The sequence below is a fragment of the Listeria rocourtiae subsp. hofi genome (genome assembly GCF_963575615.1).
GTDB lineage: Bacteria > Bacillota > Bacilli > Lactobacillales > Listeriaceae > Listeria_A > Listeria_A hofi.
In genome coordinates this window covers 1-17,614 of record NZ_CAUYTL010000019.1, presented here as the reverse complement: position 1 = coordinate 17,614, position 17,614 = coordinate 1, and the positions used below count along the sequence as shown (strand labels likewise).

16 protein-coding genes are annotated in these 17,614 nt (G+C 38.7%); 12 read left to right on the top strand and 4 right to left on the bottom strand.

Features of this window, described 5'->3' with window-relative positions:
* Positions 1 to 199 precede the first annotated feature (199 nt).
* Positions 200 to 625, bottom strand: a complete 426-nt coding sequence (locus R8925_RS09330; RefSeq protein WP_430535603.1) for a hypothetical protein — start codon at positions 623 to 625, stop codon at positions 200 to 202.
* 503 nt (positions 626 to 1,128) lie between these two features.
* Here R8925_RS09330 and R8925_RS09325 point away from each other — a divergent pair.
* A complete protein-coding gene (locus tag R8925_RS09325) occupies positions 1,129 to 2,172 on the top strand; it encodes an alpha/beta hydrolase (RefSeq protein ID WP_430535602.1) in 1,044 nt (347 codons plus the stop codon).
* Between the two features lie 204 nt (positions 2,173 to 2,376).
* Here R8925_RS09325 and R8925_RS09320 read toward each other — a convergent pair whose 3' ends face one another.
* The gene (locus R8925_RS09320; RefSeq protein WP_430535601.1) at positions 2,377 to 3,279 is read right to left on the bottom strand and encodes a D-alanyl-D-alanine carboxypeptidase family protein; all 903 of its coding nucleotides are present in this window, start codon (positions 3,277 to 3,279) and stop codon (positions 2,377 to 2,379) included.
* Between the two features lie 287 nt (positions 3,280 to 3,566).
* On the bottom strand, positions 3,567 to 4,598 hold the full coding sequence (locus tag R8925_RS09315) for a YdcF family protein (protein WP_430535600.1): 1,032 nt from the start codon (positions 4,596 to 4,598) through the stop codon (positions 3,567 to 3,569).
* Between the two features lie 199 nt (positions 4,599 to 4,797).
* Here R8925_RS09315 and R8925_RS09310 point away from each other — a divergent pair, with 199 nt between their 5' ends.
* The 8 genes from R8925_RS09310 (at position 4,798) to R8925_RS09275 (ending at position 12,548) form a co-directional block, all read left to right on the top strand.
* The gene (locus R8925_RS09310; protein ID WP_430535599.1) at positions 4,798 to 5,925 is read left to right on the top strand and encodes an Lmo2079 family surface lipoprotein; all 1,128 of its coding nucleotides are present in this window, start codon (positions 4,798 to 4,800) and stop codon (positions 5,923 to 5,925) included.
* Between the two features lie 647 nt (positions 5,926 to 6,572).
* Positions 6,573 to 7,031 (top strand): tRNA (adenosine(37)-N6)-threonylcarbamoyltransferase complex ATPase subunit type 1 TsaE, encoded by a 459-nt coding sequence (gene tsaE, locus R8925_RS09305; protein ID WP_430535598.1) that lies wholly within the window; start codon positions 6,573 to 6,575, stop codon positions 7,029 to 7,031.
* Positions 7,028 to 7,711 carry a tRNA (adenosine(37)-N6)-threonylcarbamoyltransferase complex dimerization subunit type 1 TsaB gene (tsaB, locus tag R8925_RS09300; RefSeq protein WP_430535597.1) on the top strand — a complete coding sequence of 228 codons (684 nt, stop codon included), beginning with the start codon at positions 7,028 to 7,030 and terminating at the stop codon, positions 7,709 to 7,711. The genes tsaE and tsaB overlap by 4 nt, the downstream gene beginning before the upstream one ends.
* Positions 7,704 to 8,150: a ribosomal protein S18-alanine N-acetyltransferase gene (gene rimI, locus R8925_RS09295; RefSeq protein ID WP_430535596.1), complete on the top strand. Its 447-nt coding sequence runs from the start codon at positions 7,704 to 7,706 to the stop codon at positions 8,148 to 8,150. The genes tsaB and rimI overlap by 8 nt, the downstream gene beginning before the upstream one ends.
* A gap of 50 nt (positions 8,151 to 8,200) precedes the next feature.
* A complete protein-coding gene (gene tsaD / locus R8925_RS09290; protein WP_430535595.1) occupies positions 8,201 to 9,226 on the top strand; it encodes a tRNA (adenosine(37)-N6)-threonylcarbamoyltransferase complex transferase subunit TsaD in 1,026 nt (341 codons plus the stop codon).
* Positions 9,227 to 9,332: 106 nt separating this feature from the next.
* Complete coding sequence (locus R8925_RS09285; RefSeq protein ID WP_430535594.1) at positions 9,333 to 11,303, top strand: KUP/HAK/KT family potassium transporter; 1,971 nt, start codon at positions 9,333 to 9,335, stop codon at positions 11,301 to 11,303.
* Positions 11,304 to 11,706: 403 nt separating this feature from the next.
* The gene (locus tag R8925_RS09280; protein WP_430535593.1) at positions 11,707 to 11,886 is read left to right on the top strand and encodes a hypothetical protein; all 180 of its coding nucleotides are present in this window, start codon (positions 11,707 to 11,709) and stop codon (positions 11,884 to 11,886) included.
* A 38-nt stretch (positions 11,887 to 11,924) separates the two neighbouring features.
* A complete protein-coding gene (locus R8925_RS09275) occupies positions 11,925 to 12,548 on the top strand; it encodes a hypothetical protein (protein ID WP_430535592.1) in 624 nt (207 codons plus the stop codon).
* A 99-nt stretch (positions 12,549 to 12,647) separates the two neighbouring features.
* Here the strand turns inward: R8925_RS09275 and R8925_RS09270 are convergent, their stop codons facing one another.
* Positions 12,648 to 14,594, bottom strand: a complete 1,947-nt coding sequence (locus tag R8925_RS09270; protein ID WP_430535591.1) for an ABC-F family ATP-binding cassette domain-containing protein — start codon at positions 14,592 to 14,594, stop codon at positions 12,648 to 12,650.
* 378 nt (positions 14,595 to 14,972) lie between these two features.
* On the opposite strand from R8925_RS09270, the gene R8925_RS09265 reads away from it, so the two are divergent.
* From R8925_RS09265 to R8925_RS09255, 3 genes are read left to right on the top strand one after another with little or no spacing between them, the layout of a single operon-like run.
* Positions 14,973 to 15,614 carry a redox-sensing transcriptional repressor Rex gene (locus R8925_RS09265; RefSeq protein ID WP_430535590.1) on the top strand — a complete coding sequence of 214 codons (642 nt, stop codon included), beginning with the start codon at positions 14,973 to 14,975 and terminating at the stop codon, positions 15,612 to 15,614.
* Between the two features lie 48 nt (positions 15,615 to 15,662).
* The gene (locus R8925_RS09260) at positions 15,663 to 16,466 is read left to right on the top strand and encodes an aminoglycoside 6-adenylyltransferase (RefSeq protein ID WP_430535589.1); all 804 of its coding nucleotides are present in this window, start codon (positions 15,663 to 15,665) and stop codon (positions 16,464 to 16,466) included.
* A 2-nt stretch (positions 16,467 to 16,468) separates the two neighbouring features.
* Positions 16,469 to 17,533 (top strand): DNA glycosylase AlkZ-like family protein, encoded by a 1,065-nt coding sequence (locus R8925_RS09255; protein ID WP_430535588.1) that lies wholly within the window; start codon positions 16,469 to 16,471, stop codon positions 17,531 to 17,533.
* Positions 17,534 to 17,614: the final 81 nt, after the last annotated feature.

Here is a 17,614-nt window from a genome sequence, read left to right as displayed (position 1 = left end):
CTGAGATAAACTCTTATGATGGATTTTGCAAGCAATTGCTGAAAAAGTGAAGCTCTTTCTTGCTTTTTTACACGAGGAAATGAGAAGTGGAGTCGTCTATCAATGAGATCAGTAATCTGAAAACATACTGATCTCATTTGATGTCTAAAGTTGGTTTATAAGCCTATAAACGAGAGGAAACGTTACACTAAAAAGACCTTCATTTCATATACCCAATAATTAAATCTTGTTCGGCTTGTCTCTCTAATTTTCGCAAAAGTAGGGTATATTTACATAATGCTATATTGGAACATGTGAATGTATCTTGTTGAAGCTGCTGAGAAAGATACTCCAGTGTGGATGTAAAAACAAGGTGCAAGTTGCTCACTGTTTCTACTAATGGTGTTCCGATATCTTTACAGTCTTCGCCGACATTTTGAAAGAGCGAAGTGTTTACATAGTTTTGTTTCAATTGTTGGTAGGTCGTGTGAAAAAGCTGTGTGACTTCTTGAGTTCGAGTGCTGAGAAAACCATCATATTCTTTTCTTTGTTGATACTCATCGGTTTTCGTATAATAAGTTGAGACCCAATAGCGAACAATGTTGTCTATATTTTCCTCGACATGCTTAAAAATGGTTTGTACCATATGAGAACCCCCTTTTTCTAAATAATACTGTGCCAATATAGTATACTGCTCCAAGCTAAAAAAAGATAGTGTATTAATGAATGTTCACGGAATTGTCGGAATCATATGGTTTTTCTATAAAATAATGCTTGTAGTCCATATTTCAATGGAATATTATAAAAAGGAAAATTATTTTTCATTAAATTCTAATCTGAATCACAGCTTACTTTCTTCTTTTAGATGTAATATGAGTGTATAAGCTAACAATAAGCAACACCATTTCTATACTTTTCCCCGAAGCATGGAAATGTGAACTCCCTTTTTGACCGTCGCGGTTACTCCCTTTTCTGCGACGGTTTTTTTATGCGCACTAGCACTAGCTCGTGAAATAGAGACTATCAAAATGTACCGAGCAATCTGTACAAAGAGAAAACAAGTATACAAAATTTGTATGCTATAATCAATATTGGCCAATAAACCGTATATAATATTATATTAACTATTTTGCTAATTAGGAGGAAGATATGAGAAAAAAACTGATTAAAATGACGGGAATTATTATAATTGCTAGTATGTGGGTAGTAACGATTCCACAACTTGCAGAAGCTACTGATACAAATATAAAGGAACATGTACTTGCTGATGAGGGCGCTAAAATAGGCGAATCTACTTTAGCGCATCTTATTTATTCGGTTGTTTTTACTAATTTAGCAGGGAATACATTAATGAATGAGCCGGTAGAAGAATTGCCTTACGAAAAAGAATTCAACGACGCTGTAGCATGGTTTAATAATCAAGAAAAAGAAGAGTGGGCATCTTATTATGAATCAGATGGTATTAAGAAAAAGCTACGAGCATTATATTTGAAAAATCCTAATAACACGAAAAAAACAATGATTTTAGCTCATGGTGTTGGAGGATCGACTAATATGGGTCCATGGGCTAAATTATTTTATGACAATGGTTATAATGTATTGTTACCGCAGTCGAGATCATATGGGGAAAGTGAAGGAGATGCTGATAAGAATATTTCGTTAGGTTGGTTAGAGCGTGAGGATTATATAAACTGGATTCATCTAGCAGATAAAGAAAATGGATTAGGAAGTGAGATAGCTTTAATGGGGGCTTCTATGGGTAGCACAGCAGTCCTATTAGCAAGCGGGCAGGATTTACCGAAATCTGTTAAGGCCATTATAGCCGACTGCGGATTCGCTTCTCATAAGGCTTTGATTCAAACAGTTCTTCAAAAACTCCCTTTTGGAGGGATTATTAATAAAGAGAAAACGTACCGGCTTATTAATCAAGAACTATTCGAAAAGCAAAATTTCAAATTAGAAGATGCGTCAACAACTAGGGAAGTAGCGAAATCTAAAATCCCAACGCTTATAATACATGGAACGGGAGATCAATTATTTCCTGTTGCTATGGCACAAGATATTTATCAGGCACTTGGTGGAGAGAAAGAATTATATTTAGTAGAAGGAGGCCCGCATTTTAAATCTATAGCTAAGGATCTTCCGAATTATACGGCACATGTGAATAACTTTGTGAATAAATTTATCAAGTAAAAAAATAATTAAAAAAGTAAAGCTTTTGGCTGCACAATATCAACGTAACACATTACCCACAGGAATGAATATGATAAAAAGTGCAAAATAAACTATGTAAATATTGAATCTTAGGTTCATTATTTACATAGTTTTTCTTTTTTTCACTATGAAAGTCACTGTAATATTTTCTTGTAAACTATAAAGCTGAATTACACATTTATTTTAGTTAGTAAAGCCATATGCCATCAGTTTTTTCGTATCTTGAAAGCGGGCATCTGTTGTTTTTGCTTTTAACACAATGGATATAAGACGTTTCCCATTTCGCTCTGCAGTGCCAACAAAACAGTACCCCGCGCCGTCTGTGAACCCAGTTTTCAAACCATCTAAGCCATCGATTTCTTTATTTGCTAAAAGCGCGTCTGTGGATTTCAGCGTGTAGTCATTACTCGTCACATAACTTGCTCTTGAAGTCATATCTAGCACTTCGGGGAATTTAGTTATTAGCTCTGATGCAAGCAAGAATAAGTCTTTACTTACCGATACATTTTCCTTTCCATCTTTATCTAAACCACTTGCACTGACAAAATTGCTACGATTAGAGAGTCCCATGCTCTTTGCTTCTTTATTCATTTTTGCAGGAAAGTCATCGCTCAATCGTTTTCCAAGAGCCTCTGCAGCATCATTTGCAGACATGACAATCATCGCTGCATAGAGGTCTTTTACGGTCCATTCTTTTTTGCTCGTAGTCATATAAAGAGATATGGCAGCCTTATCATCAAGCGGTTCTAAGGATAGTTTTTCATCCCAAGACAACGTTTTATCGTGTATGGCCTGTAAGACTAAATACGTCGTCATTAGTTTAGTGACACTGGCAATTGGCGTTACAACTTGTGGATTTTCTTCGTATAATGGTTTGCTTTTTTTGATGTCATATAATGCTGATGAGACGGATGAAATACCAAGGTTTGGTGTGGGTGTGAGTTTTTCTTTTGCTGTTTTATCTGAGGTAGACACTATAGGTTCTTCTTTCATTGGTGTTATAGCTTCTCTATCTACGCACGCCGACAGAGAAATACTCGCTGTCAATGTAAGCAGCGCAGTAGCACATATTTTAGTCATTTTCATATTAGACTTCTCCTTTGAACTATCTTTTTTCCTCTTGATTACATTTTATCTCAAAATAGTAAAACGAAAAGCAAGAAATGAATAAGAAGATATAAAGAATCCGCGTATAGTCTAACACTTTTGTAAGAAACTAGTTAGTGATACACCGGATATCATCAATAATAGAGGCTGATTGTGAATAGTCGTGAAAGATAAATACCTCGCATCCATTGGAGATAAACACAACTCTACAAGATACGAGGCACATATTTAAGCTATTGAACAGCTGTATTCCTAGTCAACTAGATTCAAACAAATGCAATATTGATAATTCCTATCCCTATCATGCCAAGCAGAATTAAAGCTGTTACCGTTATGTGCCACCATTTGTACATAACAATAATAGCGATAAATTCACGCATCAAGGCATTCGGTAAATAGTAAAGCGCCGTTTTGGAACTGATACCTTGGCTCTTTAATCCGGCTTTTCGCGCGTAAAGGCTCGCTCGGAACAAATGGAAATTATTCGTTACGAAGATACTGCGGTGTTTCGGTTTTAAATCATCCATTAATGTTTTCGAAAAACGCATATTTTGCAACGTATTCACAGACAAATCTTCCATAAGGATATGTTCTTCTGGAATTCCTTTATCAAGCAGATAATTTTTCATCGCAAATGCTTCGGACACTAGTTCATCTGGACCTTGACCACCAGATACGATAATCTGTGGTGCAAATTTTTTCGCGGCCTGCTTGTAATAAAAAACAATAGCACGATCTAGTCGGCTACCTAGCAACGGTGGTACCTGAGTTCCATCGATTAGTCCGCTTCCAAGTACAATGATAAAATCTTGCTTTAGGCGCGGTCGATTGTACTGATAGATAAAAGAAGATAGCAGAAAACTGATTAATAGGAACGAGAAGTAACCTAAAATCAAAAACAATGCAGTGAAAATAATACTTAACCAAACAGAGTCGAAAATAGTTAATTGCAGGATGAATAGAACAATTAATGCAAGAATCGTAATTCCAACAAATAGTGTGAGTAGATTAGGTATTTTTCGGCCTTCTCGTTTCACCATTAATCTTCCGTTATAAATCAAACCAATGCCCAAACCGATAACAAGAAATGGCGAAAGAAAAAGAATCAGGAAGAAAACCCCGATAACAATGAGTGCAATAATATTACCGCCTTTTGACATTAAGCCATAAGCAACAGATAACATCGTGAAGAATAGGGCTAGCGTGAGAAAAATGCCATTGCTTACTCTGCGTTTATCAACCATAAACAGTATAAGAAATAAAATAATAAAAAATCCTGCGATATATGCTAATAACATAATCAAACCTCTTTTCTATATCTATCTTCCCAGTATACTTGTTTTTCTTTTGAAAAGGCAAGTCCCTTTTTTTATAGCTATAAAAAGCAAGTTTCAATTGCATAATTTGTCAAATATGTGAACAAATCATCAATAGGATTGAGTTCCACTGTCTTTTGTGATAGATTTAGACTATAAAAGAGAGCGAGGGAATGTATAAATGAAAATGAAAAAGCTTACATTGTTAGTATTAACCTTACTTATAGGACTTGTCCTAGTGGCGTGTGGGAGTACGCCGCAAGAGAAATTTACGAAAAGTGTGGAGAAGACGTCAGATCCCGCTGATCAAACTACATCGACAATTGGAATTACGATTGATGAATTACCAGCTACATTAAAAGCAGAACAAAGCGCGGCCATGTTAGAAGGCTTGTCTGTAAAAATGACAGTTGCTAACGATCAAAAAGCGCAAAAATCAGCGGCTACAATTGCGGTTAAAACGGCAGGATTAGTAAATATAGACGCAACACTTGATTTATTAATGGATTCAAAAGCAGAAAAAGTATACTTGCCATTAAGCGATTTATATGATGATAAAGGTAATTTGACAACATTACTTGATCAACTAACAAGCGGTATGTTCTCGCGAATCAAGGAAGATAATCCAGATTTAGCAACAAAATACGTAGAGCTTACAGGGCTTGCAGAGGATTTAACGAACGAAAAAGAGAAAAAAGAAGCAACAGATACGAAAGCAGTTGAGAAAGCAACGAAAGATTTGAGTGAAAAAGTAACTAAAACAGTCTCAGATTATTTCAGCAGTTTACCCGAAGATCGCTTTAAAGAAGGCGATGACGGCGAAATTACAGTAAAACTAACCAAAACCGACATTACAAAACTAGCCAATCAATTAGTGAAGTTAGCTGAGGATAAGGATGTAAAAGCTGATTTGAAAGTTATCGTCACATCACAAGGCGTTTCAGAGAAGGACTTTGATGAGCAATATACAGCTACTGTAAAATCTATAAAAGACTCCATTAAAGATTTAGAAAATGAGAAAGATGCTGCTATAACAATCGATACTACTATTAAACAAGGCAAAGATGACGCGATTGAAAATATGAAGATGAAAGTGAAGCTTACTGATACATCAGACAAGGAAAACCCTGAATCAATGGCATTTACAATCACGATGAAAACGAAAGATTCAGCCAAACTTCCTAAGTTCCCATCTTCATCTGATGTTATTTCTGCAAAAGAACTACAAAAGATAATTGAGGAAGCAACTGCCGATTATTACAAATCGATGTACGGAGATGCTTTGACAGATACAGACGAAATACAATAACATAATGAAACGAGATGCTCAGCGTTATAGGACATCTCGTTTTTTTATGGTATGATATGTACAGAAAATAATAAGAAAGGGGTCTGGGACATAACCAAAATAAATCGGCGACAAGCGCTCGCATTGTTGGGACTGTTCGAATAGGTAATGAGTTACAGTCCCAATATGCCTATGAGCATCACGAATAGGCGTTCTTTCAGGATATTTAGAATAAGGATGGAGAACAATCGAGCGGTTCTGCTACACAAGAGCAGTTTCGCTTAACTTCTTGCATGGTCGGGGAAACTACTCCCTCCCTGCTTTCAGTCATCACATACACCAGTATGCTCCGCTTTGTTGGGACTGTTCGAATAAAAAGAGTTACAGTCCCAATATACATGAGAGCAAAGCGATCATGTAATCCCTCAGTGACTGTTCGAATAAAAAGAGTTACAGTCCCAATATAAGCGTGAACAAAGCGAGCGGTTAATCCAATCCAAATCCCCTGAATACAAACGCTTTCGCTCGATTTGTGTCAAGCAAGATTCACATCCTACTCGAAAAAAAGAATTTGTGATATTTTGCTTATTTTGTATGACAATGAGCTTTGTCTTGGCTTCTTTTTTTATGGTATGATATGTACAGAAAATAATAAAAAAGGTGAAGCGATGAAATATATAATAGAAACAACAGATGAATCAATGACGCGTGAGATGGCAAAAAAAATAGGTCAGAAGATGCAAGCTGGGGATGTTATTCTGCTAGAAGGGGATCTCGGAGCTGGTAAAACAACCTTTACAAAAGGACTCGCGGAAGGCTTGGACATACCGCAAATGATTAAGAGTCCGACATTTACCATTGTTCGCGAATATACAAAAGGGCGCTTACCTCTATATCATATGGATGTTTATCGCCTAGAGAACACGGAGGACGATTTAGGACTGGAAGAATACTTCGAAGGAAATGGCGTTTCTGTTGTGGAATGGGCGCATTTTATTGAGCAAGATATTCCTACTAATTATATCCGATTCACATTAAAACACGTAGCAGAAAATGAGCGTACAATTGAGATAGAACCAGTGGGAGCAAGATACGAAACACTTTTTTCGGAGGTTTTTGGAGAATGATTATACTTGGAATAGATACGTCAAATGACACGCTGGGCGTCAGTTTGTGGCGTGATAATAAAGTCATTGGTGAACTCGTTACCAACTTGAAAAAAAATCACAGCGTCCGATTGCTTCCAGCGATTGCACAACTAATGAAAGAATGTGATGTGACACCCCAGGATTTGACGAAGATTGCTGTGGCAGAAGGGCCTGGTTCATATACCGGACTTCGAATTGGTGTAACTGTAGCAAAAACAATGGCTTGGGATTTGCAAATTCCGCTTGTTGGTGTTTCTAGCTTGGCTCTGATGGCACAAAATGGTCGTTTTTTTGAAGGGCTTATTGTACCAGTGATGGATGCTAGGCGCGGAAATGTTTACGCCGGTATTTATAATGAAGAAGGAGAAGTAGTAGAGGGTGACCAACATCTTGCATTCACAGATTTGCTTGCAAAGTTGGATGCGACAGCTAAGGTTTTATTTATTGGCGATGGCTTGGCAAATTTTAAAGAAGAAATCGAAGTGGCTCTAGGAAATCGGGCTACTATCGGGGATGCGGCACGTTGCTATCCACGGCCATCATTTCTTGGAGAACTTGCTCAGCATCAGGATGGCGTCGCGGCGCATACGTTTGTCCCAACATATCTAAAACTTGCAGAAGCAGAAAGCAAATGGCTCGAGGCAAACAATCATGAATGAAGTCACTTTTCGCCAAGCAACCGTAGCTGACGTAAAAAGCTTGCTCTGTATTGAGAACGCGGTATTTACTTCACCATGGAGCGAGAAGGCATTTCGAAATGAGTTTTACACGAACCAGTACGCCTATTATCTCGTTGCTGAACAGAATGAAGAGGTCATTGGATATGCAGGCGTATGGTTGATTTTAGATGAAGGTCACATTACTAATATTGCGGTACATCCTGACTATCAAGGAAAAGGCTACGGTCAAGCGCTATTAGCTGAATTACTAGATACCGCAACAGCAAAAGGTGTTATTCGGTTAACGCTTGAAGTCCGTGTTTCCAACATGCAAGCACAGAAATTATATCGGAAATTTGGATTTAAAGACGGGGCAATTCGCAAACAGTATTATCCAGATAATCAAGAAGACGCGCTAGTTATGTGGGTAGAACGATGAGCCAACTATTGTAAAAAAATCGTATCGTATCAACCAAAGTAGGTGGAATTATGAAAAAAGATATACTAATATTAGGCATCGAATCAAGTTGTGATGAAACAGCAGCATCTGTTGTCAAAAATGGTACAGAAATGTTATCCAATGTTATCGCATCCCAAATCGAGAGCCATAAGCGTTTTGGTGGGGTGGTTCCAGAAATCGCATCTCGCCATCACGTCGAACAAATCACAATCGTACTTGAAGAAGCTTTAGAGCAAGCAGGTGTAACGATGAATGAAATCGATGCCATCGCAGTAACAGAAGGACCAGGTCTCGTAGGCGCCCTTCTTATCGGTGTCAACGCTGCTAAAACACTAGCCTTCATTCACAACAAACCAATTATTGGTGTTCATCATATCGCTGGGCATATTTATGCGAATCGTTTTGCAACCGAGATGACATTCCCGCTTCTATCCCTCGTTGTCAGCGGCGGGCACACAGAACTGGTCATCATGCATGAACATGGCAAGTTTGAAATTATTGGCGAAACCCGCGATGACGCAGCTGGGGAAGCCTATGACAAAGTAGCGCGAACACTTGGTTTAACCTATCCTGGTGGCGTACAAATCGATCGACTAGCCACTACTGGAGAAGATACATTCCAGTTTCCACGCGCGATGATGAATGAAGCTAGCTATGACTTTAGTTTTAGCGGACTAAAATCTTCTTTTATCAATACAGTCCATAATTTACGCCAAAAAGAATTACCAATAAACCAAGCGGATTTAGCAGCAAGTTTCCAAGCCAGCGTTGTTGACGTTCTTGTGGCAAAAACAATCCGCGCAGCGAAAGAATTCAACGTGACCCAACTACTTTTAGCAGGTGGTGTTGCAGCGAATCAAGGACTTCGCGCGCGACTCATCAAGGAAACTGCAACAGAAATCCCAGAAGTCGAGATCATTATCCCGCCACTATCCCTATGTGGTGACAATGCTGCAATGATTGCTGCTGCCGGAACCATTCTTTTCGAAAAAGGAATCCACGGAGATTTGACGATGAATGCAAGTCCTGGCCTGCTTTTTGAAGACACATACTAAGCGAAAACGAGTGTATTTTTAACCCTGAAAAATAGGGCCAAAGATATGCTCGTCTTTTTGTTGGAATGGTGGTATAATACGTCCATGGTTTAAGAGGGGGATAAAAATGGAGAGAAAAGATAAAATCAGACTTGGCTTGGCAATAGGAACACTTGGTATTGTTTATGGGGATATTGGAACGTCGCCTCTTTACGTTATGAAGTCGATTGTCGCGAGTAACGGAGGTCTGAATAACGTATCAGAAGACTACATCATTGGTTCTTTATCTTTGATTTTCTGGACGCTCACATTACTGACAACTTTCAAATATGTGGTCATTGCTTTACGCGCAGATAACCACGGGGAGGGTGGGATATTCTCACTTTATGCCCTCATCAGAAAACGAGGAAAATGGCTCGTCATCCCAGCAATGATTGGTGGGGCAGCATTGCTCGCAGATGGCGTTTTAACACCAGCTGTAACCGTAACCTCAGCAATCGAAGGACTGGAAGAAATCCCGGCTTTTGATGCATTATTCACTGGAAACACGACTTTAATAGTTACCATTGTTATCGTTATACTTAGCGGTATTTTCTTTATGCAAAGATATGGAACTATGTTCATTGGTCGAATTTTTGGGCCGACGATGTTTCTTTGGTTTTCGATTCTAGGCGTGCTTGGCATTATCAATATTCTTGGAGACTTGTCTATTTTTAAAGCATTTTCTCCATATTACGCAGTGGAATTACTTTTTAGTGATCAAAATAAAGCTGGATTCCTAATATTGGGTAGTGTGTTCCTAGCAACAACAGGTGCAGAAGCTTTATATTCCGATTTAGGACATGTTGGACGCAAAAATATCTACATCACTTGGCCATTCGTTAAAGTCTGCTTACTACTCAATTATTTCGGACAAGGCGCTTGGATTATATCGCTCAAAAATTCAGACGATCCATTTGTGAATCCGTTTTTCCAAAGCATGCCAGAACCGTTCATCATGTACGGCGTATTGATCGCTACATTAGCAGCAATTATTGCCTCCCAATCCTTGATAACAGGCGCATATACATTGGTTTCAGAAGCAATCGCACTCAATCTATTACCGCGCCTAAGCATCCGTTACCCATCAGAGACGAAAGGGCAAGTTTATATTCCAACTGTGACGACAGTGCTTTGGATTGCCTGTGTAGGCGTTGTGCTCTATTTCCAAGATTCGACTCATATGGAAGCTGCGTACGGACTATCAATTACTGTGACAATGCTGATGACGACCGTATTACTTTTCCAGTTCCTGTTACGAAAAGGATTCTCCAAACTGGTTACAACAGCTATTCTCATGACATTTGGAATCTTGGAATTTGCCTTCTTCATCTCAAGCGCTGCGAAATTCATGCACGGCGGTTTCGTCGCAGTCATTATGGCCGTAGCAATTATGGCACTTATGTATATCTGGTTCAGCGGCTACCAACTAAAAACGAAACTAGTAAAGAACGTATCCTTGAAAAAATTCGTACCAATGCTCGCCAAATTAAAAGTAGACGAGGCGTATCCAAAATTTGCGCATAATCTTGTTTATTTAACGAGTAGCCGCAACCCTTATCGCGTTGAGCATGAAGTCATGGCGTCGATTCTTGACAAACGTCCAAAGCGCGCTGATGTTTACTGGTTTGTAAACGTTCAAGTTGTCGATAGCCCATATGCCGCCTATTATACAGTCGAGAGTTTTGAGAGTGATTTTGTGATTCGCGTGCAATTGAAACTAGGTTTTAGAGTTGAGCAAGATATTAATGTGTTCCTACATCAAATTGCGAAAGATCTCATATCAAAGGGCTCACTCGCACAACAAAATCGGAAATATACAGCCAAAATTGGTCGTAAGCTTGGAGATTTCTGCTTTGTTATTGTGAAAGACGAGCTGAGCACAGAGGCCGATCTTACCAACTGGCAACGAGGGATTATGAAAAGCAAATTGTTCATCAAGCATTTCACAACGTCACCAGAAAATTGGTTTGGCTTAGAGTACAGCGATGTTCAAACAGAAAACGTTCCATTGTACCTTTCGAAGAGAAAAGTCGTTAAGATTCGAGAGTGGAATTGAGTATATTGTTAAATCAAGTATGAATGCGTATATTTGGCAGGTTGAGATAGGACTTGACATTCAACTTCAAAGATAGAAAGCAGAGTCCGGGACAAACTCCCATGTCAGCGAAAGCTGACATGGGAGTTTGTCCCGGACTCATTTTAGAAAATGGAGTATACAAGGATGTTATTTTTTAATTCTATAGATATCTTTGTCCAAATGATAGTATATTTATAATTCAAAATATAACTTATTAAATTGTGTACCATATGTTTATTGGTAATTAAATGCATCCAAAAGTTAACGATTTGACATTTAAGTAATATTAATGTAATATTTATTGTAAACGGATACATAATGTGGATTATCTTCAAATGATATAGAAACATGTGAAATTATAATTGATAGGAGGTGAATCAATATGAATATAAAAATAATATTTTATAGTATCTTTACTATATTAGTTTTGTTCTTACTGGTGGCATTTCTTATGAGCTGGATTTCAGGCGTAGTACTAATGATTGGTATTTTAATGTTATTGTTGCTTAACATCCTATTTGGTTCTTTAAAAAAACATACGATGGAGGATGATAAAAAATGAGGAGAGTAGTCACAATATTACTTGCAGGAGCGCTTGTCGTGTCAGTGGCAATACCGGCAGAGGCTGATAGCACAGATGAAATAATTTATTCAGATTCAAATATTTCTATATCACAAGAGCATAGAGACTCGTTTCTTGTGATTGATAAAAATACTAAAAAAGAAAATGAAATAACAGTAGATGCTGAAAACAAAACGGCTACAATCACTGATGAAGATGGTTCAAGAATAGATATCAACTATCAGCAACAGAAAAGCTTGGACATGGTTAAAACAGACATCATAATTGACGGTGAGAGAGCTGGAACAATCAATGTATCCACTGAAAATGAGCTGGCTCCGAGATCATTAATGAGAAGCCCTAGTAGTTCTATGAAATTAATAACGACTAGAAAAGTCACAGCGACAATGACTAAGGTTAATAAAGCAAGCGCTGCTGTTGTGCTGATTGGATTAGGGTTAGTGCCAGGCCTTGGATGGACCGCTGCGGCATTCTCCGTATATGGCGTTATTAGTGAATTTAAAGGGAAGAAAGCCTATATAACAATCAAACAATATGCAAATAATTATAAATACAGAAATGATTTGTATGTTTATAAAGACAGTAAGAGAACTAAATTATTAAATAAGCAAAGGGGCATTCCAAGAAGATATTTTTCTTAAGTAAGGTTACTATTGGGCTAAGACCCCAAGTGATTTACATATTTATTGCTGAAAAATAGGATTCTCCATCAAATCAATAATGGAAAATCCTATTTTTATCTATTCTTCTAATTCCTCACTCAAAATTGTCCATTCATCCATCAAGTCCTCACTCAATTGTTTTAGAATATCGAGCCGCTCTGTTCGTTCATAGGCCGCCTCGTGATCTTGATACACCACAGGGTCCAAAAGTTCTTGCTCAATCTCATTAATTTTGGAATCCGTTTCTTCCATCCGCGTCTCGATTTCTTCTAATTTTCGCTTTTTCTGGCGCAACACTTTTTGCTGTTCCTTATCCAAGTGATAGGCATGCTTATTCGTCGCCAATTGCTTGTTCTGGGGATTTTCTTGCTGTTTTTGCAAAGCGTCAAGTCTTGCGTGCTCCTTTTGCTCTGCGATTTTATCTTGATAATAATCATAATCTCCAAGGTAGACCTGCGCGTGTTCTGGATGCATTTCTACAACTTTAGAAGCAATCCGATTGATAAAGTACCGGTCATGCGAAACAAACAAAATCGTCCCTTCAAAATCAATCAATGCGGCCTCAAGAACTTCCTTACTCTCAATGTCCAAATGGTTGGTTGGCTCATCGAGAATCAGCAAATTAGCGCCAATCAATGTCAATTTCGCCAGAGCAACACGCGCTTTTTCACCACCACTAAGCGTATTAACTACTTTCAAAACATCATCATCAGAAAATAAAAAATTGCCCAATGTTGTGCGAATCTCCTGCTCATTCAGCTCCGGATAATCATCCCAAAGCTCATGCAAAATCGATTTATTAGAATCAAGTTTTGCCTGTTCTTGATCATAATAACCAATCTGAACGTTCGTCCCAAAACGATAATCACCAGAAAGTGCCGGAATATCACCAATCAATGTTTTTAGCAACGTCGATTTCCCAATTCCATTCGGCCCAACAAGCGCGATACTTTCATGACGCTTCATATCGAAAGTAAGCTTCTGCGCGATACGCTTATCAACCGTATAACCAATTGCCAACGCCTCCACAAACAAGACATCCTTACCACTAGAACGCTCAAATTGGAATCCGAAGTGTGCTGTTTTTTCACTGCCTTGTGGACGATCTAACCGATCCAATTTCTCCAGCTGTTTACGGCGGCTCTGTGCCCGTTTTGTCGTTGAAGCCCGCACAATATTACGTGCCACAAAATCTTCTAATTTTGCGATTTTCTCCTGTTGTTTATCGAATTCCTTCCATTGCTGTTCTAATTTTGCTTGCTTTTGAACGAGGTAACGCGAATAATTGCCAACGTAGCGATCAATATGTGTCCGACTAATCTCGTACACTTGATTTACTACTTTATCCAAGAAATAGCGGTCATGCGAAACGATGAGCAGGGCACCTTTGTAATTTTGCAAGTAAGTCTCAAGCCAAGAAAGGGTCTCAATATCTAAATGGTTCGTAGGCTCATCAAGAATCAGAATATCGTGGCGCGCCAGAAGCAGTTTCGCTAAAGCAAGCCGCGTTTTTTGACCGCCGCTAAGCGATGCAATCAGTTTTTCATAATCCGCTTCGAAAAATCGCAAGCCATGTAAGACGGACCGAATATCAGCCTCATATTGGTACCCACCTTGTTCCTTAAATGCGTGCTGCAATGAATCATATTCCTTCATTGTCTGCTCATACTGCTCCTGGTTCTCATAAATAGCAGGTTCACCAAGACGTTCCTCAAGCGCGCGTAAATCTTGTTCCATTGCCTGTAATCCTGTAAAAACGTCTAGCATTTCATTCCAAATCGTTTTTGAAGACTCAAGCCCCGTGTTTTGCGCTAAATAACCTATTTGAACATGTTTTGGCTTTGAAATCGTGCCGCCATCATAACTCATCTGCCCAGCAATAATTTTTAAGAGTGTCGATTTACCCGCACCATTTCGACCAACAAGAGCAATCCGATCATTTGTTTGTACTTCTAATTTTATATTTTCTAATATCGTTTCAGCGCCAAAATTTTTGACAATCTGCTGTACTTGCAAAAGTATCATTTTTAACGTCCCCTTCACCTTCCAAAATCTCTATCCTCCTAGTTTATCGTAAAGCAAGGAGAGAAGCAATGGCTTGAGAAAGGAAACGCTTACGAAAATTAAATTCACAAACTTCCACTTGTGAAAAGACTAGCAATGTGGTATCTTTTACTGTATAATGGAATTCAACAAGCGTTGTAACAAAATAGTAACATATAATTTGAGCAAAAACATTGTGAAATCTATGTGAAATGTTTATAGTGAATAAGCAAGCATGTGAAATGAACAACGATAGAAATTGGCGCAATCGTTTTTGTTATATCTCCATGTTTCATAGCACAAGGATGGTGCGCAACAGCCACCGTCCATTTAAAATCAAAAGGAAGAAGGGAAACAAACATGATCGAGGAAACGGGCAAGATTCCACAAGCCACAGCAAAGCGTTTGCCGCTTTATCACCGTTATTTAAAGTATTTACATGAATCAGGGAAAGAACGCGTATCATCCGCGGAATTAAGCGAGGCTGTGAAAGTTGATTCAGCAACGATTCGTCGCGATTTCTCCTACTTTGGAGCACTTGGCAAGAAAGGTTATGGCTACAATGTGTCCTACATTTTGGACTTCTTTAGCAAGACGCTGAGCCAAGATAAGCAAACGAACGTAGCTATTATCGGTGTTGGTAATTTGGGGACCGCACTCTTACACTACAATTTCATGAAAAATAATAATATAAAAATTGTCGCGGCTTTTGACGTTGACACTAGTAAAGTTGGAACGGTACAACAAGACATTCCAATTTATCATTTAAACGATATGCAAGATTTGCTGAAAGAGAACAAAGTTGAAGTCGTAATTTTGACAGTGCCATCAGATGAAGCACAAACAACTGTTGATCGCTTGCTAGAAGCAGATGTGAAGGGGATTCTGAACTTTACACCGGCACGTATCAGCGTACCAAAACACGTTCGCGTGCATCACATCGATTTAACAACGGAGCTACAAACATTGATTTACTTCTTAGAAAATTATCCGAATAAATAACTATTAGAGCCAAACAATGTGTTTGGCTTTTTTATGAGGTGGGGAGCAATGTTAGAAGAAATTATAATGTGGGCCAAAAAGCAAGAACAAGTCCGCGCGCTCGTGCTAGAAGGATCGCTAGCAAAACAACAAGGCGTAGATGAACTATCAGATTTAGATATAAACGTCTGGTTCAGTGGAGAATTACTATTTGGAAGAAAAGTGGAATGGTTGAAGGAAATCGGTGACGTACTAATCGAGACTCCATTACATATGGATTCACCAGCCGGAGAAGTGGCAACACAACTCGTTATCTTCCAAAGTGGTATTAAGGTCGATTTTTCCTTCTGGCCAATTACATTTTTAGAAAACCCGTTCCCGTACTATGAAAAAATGGAAATATTAATAGATAAAGATGCGCATACTGAGCAAATAAAACGATGCGTCCACGAACAATCGAAGCTTCCGATGACAAAACTAACTTTTGATAAAATCGTAAACGAGTTCTGGTTTGAATTGCATTACGTTGCTAAGTTCCTAAAACGGGAGGAAATCTGGTTTGTACAGAGTATCCAAGCGGGAATCCGCGAAAACTATCTCTTACCGCTACTAGAAGAACAAGCCCGAATTGCTGGACGAAATACCTCTTTTTCAGGACGAAACATCGAATTATGGCTGAATTCGGTACATTTAGAGCGCTTACCATCGATTTTTGCAGATTACTCGCTGGAGACTAATTGGCAAGCGATGTGGGAAGAAATAGCATTATTTGAAGATATCTCGCAATTTATCAGCACGTACTATCAATTTGAACTGCCAACCGCTATGATAGAAGGAATGAAAAACTTATTGCGAAAAATACAGGAGGGATGACTGTGTTCACAAAAGCAGAAATAACGCAGATTAGGCTTCATAAATTAGGCATGGTGGAGCCATTTACAGAACCTACCACATTCATAAGACAAGCAATCGCGCTTCAAACACAGAATCATCAGCCGGCACTCGTGAATTTTTTGCAACATGTAGATATGAGTTGGCTTGAAGCAGAACAGTTTTTTGCATCCAATCAAATTATTAAAATATGGGCTAACCGATTGACACTGCATACTTTTTTAGCGGAAGACTGGGAGATGGTATTTCGCGTTTTTGGTACACGAACGAATATTGTGCACCGACTTTGCCAAAAAGAAGGCACTGACTTAGCATCGTTGTTGGTGGAAATAGACGATTTGGGGCGAAAACGAGAGGTTTTTAGCCGTAAAGAATTAGAAGCAATCATTGGTGAGTATCCCTCACAGGTCACATCATCAATCATCGCACAAGCCGCGATAGCAGGGATTTTATATTTATTGCCATCAAGCGACGCGGTAAAAAACTATAGCCACCGTATCCGATTAGGAAATTATCAAGCATGGACGAGCGAGCCTAAAGCCAATTTAGAGGCGCTGATGATGCTAATTCGTCGTTATTTAAAAGGCTACGGGCCGGCAACTTGGGAGGATTTCAGGCATTGGAGTGGGCTAAATATCGGTGAAATAAAACCAGCGATAGCAGGTCTTGAAGCAGAGCTTGACACATTCACGATAGAGAGCCAAGCTTATGTATCACTGAAAGGCGAAAAAACGATGCTTACTGCGCAAAAGATATTTTTATCAGGCAAATTCGATCAAGCCGTAATTGCATATAAAGACCCAACATGGATTATGACAGAAGCCCAGCGAAAATCAGCGTGGACAGTCAACGGCCATTGCTCCGCGATTATTGTAGCAAACAATCAGGCTATCGGATTATGGAAATACGATTGGAAAAAGGACACGCTACAATTCACCGTTTCCTATTTTGAAACGCCGTGTTTCGAAACTGAAATTAAGCAAGAACTAGAACATTTCGCATCACGCCTCGATAAACAAGCTACAAAAATTCAATATAAAGGTATATAAAAAGTACAATGGTACCTATAGAATGGACACTTCAAAAAAAGAAGTGCATTCTATAGGTGTTTTTTGTATACTCAACTAAAG